The sequence below is a fragment of the Paraglaciecola sp. genome (genome assembly GCF_051252315.1).
GTDB lineage: Bacteria > Pseudomonadota > Gammaproteobacteria > Enterobacterales > Alteromonadaceae > Paraglaciecola.
Genome location: NZ_JBPOFP010000197.1, coordinates 1 through 4688 on the forward strand (window position 1 = coordinate 1; position 4688 = coordinate 4688).

6 protein-coding genes are annotated in these 4688 nt (G+C 33.9%); 3 read left to right on the top strand and 3 right to left on the bottom strand.

What is annotated here, in order from left to right; all coding sequences use genetic code 11:
• Positions 1-37 precede the first annotated feature (37 nt).
• Genes yidD through rpmH form a run of 3 tightly spaced genes read right to left on the bottom strand, consistent with a single transcriptional unit; the run spans position 38 to position 753 of the window.
• Positions 38-286 (bottom strand): membrane protein insertion efficiency factor YidD, encoded by a 249-nt coding sequence (gene yidD / locus ACSHXM_RS20900; protein WP_435692185.1) that lies wholly within the window; start codon positions 284-286, stop codon positions 38-40.
• Complete coding sequence (gene rnpA / locus ACSHXM_RS20905) at positions 241-609, bottom strand: ribonuclease P protein component (RefSeq protein WP_435692187.1); 369 nt, start codon at positions 607-609, stop codon at positions 241-243. The genes yidD and rnpA overlap by 46 nt, the downstream gene beginning before the upstream one ends.
• Positions 610-618: 9 nt before the next feature.
• On the bottom strand, positions 619-753 hold the full coding sequence (gene rpmH, locus ACSHXM_RS20910; RefSeq protein WP_007615483.1) for a 50S ribosomal protein L34: 135 nt from the start codon (positions 751-753) through the stop codon (positions 619-621).
• A 491-nt stretch (positions 754-1244) separates the two neighbouring features.
• On the opposite strand from rpmH, the gene dnaA reads away from it, so the two are divergent.
• From dnaA to recF, 3 genes are all read left to right on the top strand, one after another.
• Positions 1245-2639 (top strand): chromosomal replication initiator protein DnaA, encoded by a 1395-nt coding sequence (dnaA, locus tag ACSHXM_RS20915; protein ID WP_435692190.1) that lies wholly within the window; start codon positions 1245-1247, stop codon positions 2637-2639.
• Between the two features lie 18 nt (positions 2640-2657).
• Entirely contained in the window at positions 2658-3761 is a 1104-nt protein-coding gene (gene dnaN / locus ACSHXM_RS20920) for a DNA polymerase III subunit beta (RefSeq protein ID WP_435692192.1), read from the top strand.
• A 30-nt stretch (positions 3762-3791) separates the two neighbouring features.
• Positions 3792-4688 (top strand): DNA replication/repair protein RecF (gene recF, locus ACSHXM_RS20925; RefSeq protein WP_435692194.1); only part of this gene is annotated, 897 nt, incomplete at its 3' end.

The window sequence follows — 4688 nt, forward strand, 5'->3', positions numbered from 1 at the left end:
CAACCTATTCTTAATATGGGCAATAAGAATAAAATCATTATTTATTTTTATTTTTCTCTGGTACTGGATCATAACCACCTGAATGTAACGGGTGGCATTTAGAAATACGTTTAATACTTAACCAACAACCTTTTATAAATCCATGTTCTGTTATTGCACCAATTGCATAATAAGAACAACTGGGGTCGAATCGGCATGTTGGTCCTAACATTGGAGAAATAACTATCTGATAGAATTTAATTAATCCAATCGGGATTTTTCGCAACGCTTTGCTAACTTTTTCCATAATTTACCAAGTAAGAAAAATATTTCCTGATTCGACATTTTATCTAAGCCGCTTTTACCAACGACTACTATATCAATATTTGGAAATGTTTGCCCTTGTAAGCGGAAACTCTCTCGAATAATTCTTTTAATTCTGTTTCTATCATGCGCATATTTCACACGTTTTTTAGATAAAGTGATGCCTAAACGGGCATTATTGGAGTTATTGAATCTGGCTAGTAAGGTAAGTTGGGGAGAAACTGTTGGAATTGCGTTACTGAAAACATATTCAAAGTGGGTGGGAGTAAGTAGTCTTAGCTCCCGAGAAAAGTTATTTTCACCCACCTTGGATAATTATGCTGATAAACGAGCACGGCCTTTGGCACGACGATTAGCAATAACCTTGCGGCCATTTTTAGTCGCCATACGGGCACGGAAACCGTGTGAACGCTTGCGCTTTAAGTTGCTTGGTTGAAAAGTTCTTTTCATGACCTAATCCCATAAGGTTTAAACAAAATGAACACAGGTGTGCTCAAAAATGACGCTGAATAATAGAGACCACTCAGCGCTTTGTCAATCATTTACTTAATTAATTATAGTTTTGTTTGGATTAATTTTAGAGGTCGTTTTGTATTACTTTGTAATAAAAGTTATATTTGTGTATTTTATCCACAATTTTAATTGTGAATTTAAATTTTGCAGTAAATTTTTAGTTGTTGGTAGCCCTATTGTAATTAGATTTATATTTGAAATTATTTTTAATAATTCTATATAAAACAATTTGTTATATCCATATTTCAACTTGTATTTAAAAGTTTGTTGCCTTACCACCTATATTAACGAGATAATCCACAGTCTTATAATTTTATATTAGTGCTTGGTTAAATTTTGTTCAGCTGTTGATGTCAGTTTTTCTTTTTTAATTTTGTATATTTTTCTTTTAAAGGTCTATTTTGATTAGGCTGGAGCATGTTTTTTTAATGTCTATATGGAATCAATGCCTAGAAAGGCTTCAACAAGAATTACCCATTCAACAGTTCAGTATGTGGATAAGACCTTTGCAAGCAAAACAAGAAGACGGTCATATTACGCTGTTTGCTCCGAATCGTTTTGTTTTAGATTGGGTTAGAGATAAGTACTTCACACAAATTACTAATTTGATAAGTGAGTTTTGTGTAGATGAAGCGCCTCAATTACGTTTTGAAGTTAACACTGGCAAAGTTATTTTAAGCCCAGTTAAAAATACAGAACAAACTGTTAAATCTGAAACGGTCGTTGAAAATACAAGTACTAGGTTAAAGCCAAGTTCTAATTTAAAACCTGTTGAAGCTATATTACCTAATGACCCCGCTCATAAAAGTAATATTAATTTAACTTACAAGTTCGATAATTTCGTTGAAGGTAAATCTAATCAATTAGCTAGAGCTGCATCTCAACAAGTGGCTGATAATCCGGGTGGTGCATATAACCCTTTGTTTATATACGGAGGTACAGGCTTAGGTAAAACCCATTTATTACATGCTGTTGGAAACGGCATAATGCAAAATAAAAAGAATGCTACCGTGGTGTATATGCATTCAGAACGGTTTGTTCAAGACATGGTAAAAGCATTACAAAATAATGCTATCGAGGAATGGAAGCGTTATTACAGGTCTGTAGATGCATTGTTAATTGATGATATTCAGTTTTTTGCTAAAAAAGAGCGTTCGCAAGAAGAGTTTTTTCATACTTTTAACGCTTTATTAGAAGGTAACCAGCAGATCATTCTTACTTCAGATAGGTATCCCAAGGAAATTGATGGTGTTGAAGATAGGCTTAAATCTCGTTTCGGTTGGGGATTAACTATAGCCATAGAGCCTCCAGAGTTAGAAACGAGAGTTGCTATATTAATGCGTAAAGCAGTTGAGAATAAAATATTTCTACCTGATGAAGTTGCTTTCTTTATTGCTAAACGTTTACGTTCAAACGTTCGAGAATTAGAAGGCGCACTGAACAGAGTTATCGCAAATGCAAATTTTACAGGTAGACCGATTACTATCGATTTTGTCAGAGAAGCATTACGTGATTTGTTAGCGTTACAAGAAAAGTTAGTGACGATTGATAATATTCAAAAAACGGTTGCAGAGTATTATAAAATCAAAATGGCTGATATTTTATCTAAAAGGCGAAGTAGAAGTGTTGCTAGACCTAGGCAAATGGCTATGGCTTTATCTAAAGAATTAACAAATCATAGCTTGCCAGAAATAGGTGATGCTTTTGGTGGAAGAGATCACACAACAGTATTGCACGCGTGTCGAAAAATAGTTCAGCTTAGAGAAGAAAGTCATGATATAAAAGAAGACTATCAAAATCTAATTCGTACACTTTCTTCATAGAAATTCATGAGTAATAAAATGAAATTTAGTATTAGTAGAGAAAATTTCCTACAACCATTACAACTTGTGTCGGGTGCAGTAGAGCGTCGTCATACTCTCCCAATATTATCAAATGTGCTAATAAAAGTTAGTGAAAACTCACTTTGGCTAACAGGCACAGATTTGGAAGTAGAGTTAATTTCTAATGTCACGTTAACCGGTGATTTTGTTGAAGGCGAGATTACAGTTCCAGCCAAAAAACTACTGGATATTTGTAAAGGTTTAACTGATGGAAGTAACATTGACTTTAGTGTTGATGGTAATAAGGCGCTTATTAGGTCAGGTCGTAGTCGATTTAGTTTATCCACACTGTCAGCTGATGATTACCCTAATCTTGAAGATTGGCAAGGTGAGTTAGAGTTTGAGATTTCACAAACAGCTTTAAAGCGACTCATTGACAGTACATATTTTTGTATGGCCCAACAAGACGTTCGTTATTATCTTAACGGTATGTCATTAGAAACAGAAGATAATCTAATTCGAACAGTCGCTACTGACGGCCATAGGTTAGCTTTATGTCGTATGGCTTACGAAAGTGCCACTCTTGTTAATAGGCAAGTCATTATCCCAAGAAAGGGTGTTTTAGAGATAATTCGCTTAATTGAAGATAATGAAAAATTAGTTAAGGTTCAGGTTGGTTCAAATCATATTAGAATTTTTTCTACAGACTTTATTTTTACTAGTAAGTTAGTTGATGGGCGTTTTCCAGATTACCGTAGAGTTTTACCAAAAGACGGTGATAAAAAGATTGAATCAAGTAAAGATGTATTAAAACAAGCATTTTCTAGAGCTTCAATTCTTTCTAATGAGAAGTTTAAAGGGGTGCGTTTAAATCTATCTAACGCAGAACTTAAGATTACTGCAAATAACCCAGAGCAGGAAGAGGCAGAAGAAATCGTCGATGTTGAATATAATGGTGACGAATTGGAAATCGGGTTTAATGTTGCTTATTTAATTGATGTTATGAATGGTTTAGATGGTGAAGATGTTCTTATCACTTTGGCTGATTCAAATAGTAGTGCACTTATTGAAGATGCTAAAGACGATTCTGCTTTATACGTTATTATGCCCATGAGACTGTAGTTCCGAATTTAGTTATTAAGTAGTGATATTATGAAACTGGACAAAGTCCAGGTTATCAATTTTCGAAACTTCAAAGAGTTTTCGTTCATCCCCAATAGTAAATTGAATGTTTTTATTGGGGAAAATGGTACCGGTAAATCTTCAATTTTAGAAGCTCTACACTATTTAGGTTTTGCCAGGTCTTTTAGAACAAACAAACATAAAAATGTTATTCAGAGTGGCCAAACAGAGTTTACTGTATTTTGTTCAGCTTCTGATGGCATTGTTCAAGATAGTCAAACCTTAGGTATTTCGCGTTCGAATGAGGACGTATGTATTGTTAATGTAAATGGCGCAAAAAGTCGAAAAGCTACAGATTTAGTAAGTTGTTTACCTATTCAAATATTCACACCCCAAAGCTCAGATTTATTACTTGGTGCACCAAAATTAAGACGAAGTTATTTAGATTGGTTATTGTTCCACGTGGAACAATCATTTAATTCTAATATTCAACTTTTTAAAAGAAGTCTTAAACAACTTAACGCCTTATATAGAAACCCACTCAAAAATGAAAATTTTAATTACTGGCTTGAGTTATTTTCACAAAAAGGAGAGTTGTTAAGTGAATCTAGAAATAGTCTTTTAAAAGGTGACTTAATTGAGTTAATTAATTCAAATTTAAAGGACTTTTTACCTGAGTTTTCCTTCGAAATTTCGTACTATAGGGGGTGGGATAAAGAACTCAGTTTATATGATGCATTAGTAAAGAATAAAGATAGAGACCAAAAGAATGGCTACGTAAGTTCTGGTCCACACAAAGCAGATTTAAGAATAAAGTCGCAAGGAATAGCTGCTCAAGAATTGCTATCTAGAGGTCAGTTAAGAATGTTTGTCGCTGCATTACAGTTAGCACAAACACAATACTTGCAACAAGCTACATCTAAGAAC

What these genes read in the sequence shown, in the direction of transcription:
- yidD (WP_435692185.1), bottom strand. Translation starts at nt 286, where the DNA reads ATGGAAAAAGTTAGCAAAGCGTTGCGAAAAATCCCGATTGGATTAATT.
- rpmH (WP_007615483.1), bottom strand. Translation starts at nt 753, where the DNA reads ATGAAAAGAACTTTTCAACCAAGCAACTTAAAGCGCAAGCGTTCACAC.
- dnaA (WP_435692190.1), top strand. Translation starts at nt 1,245, where the DNA reads ATGTCTATATGGAATCAATGCCTAGAAAGGCTTCAACAAGAATTACCC.
- dnaN (WP_435692192.1), top strand. Translation starts at nt 2,658, where the DNA reads ATGAAATTTAGTATTAGTAGAGAAAATTTCCTACAACCATTACAACTT.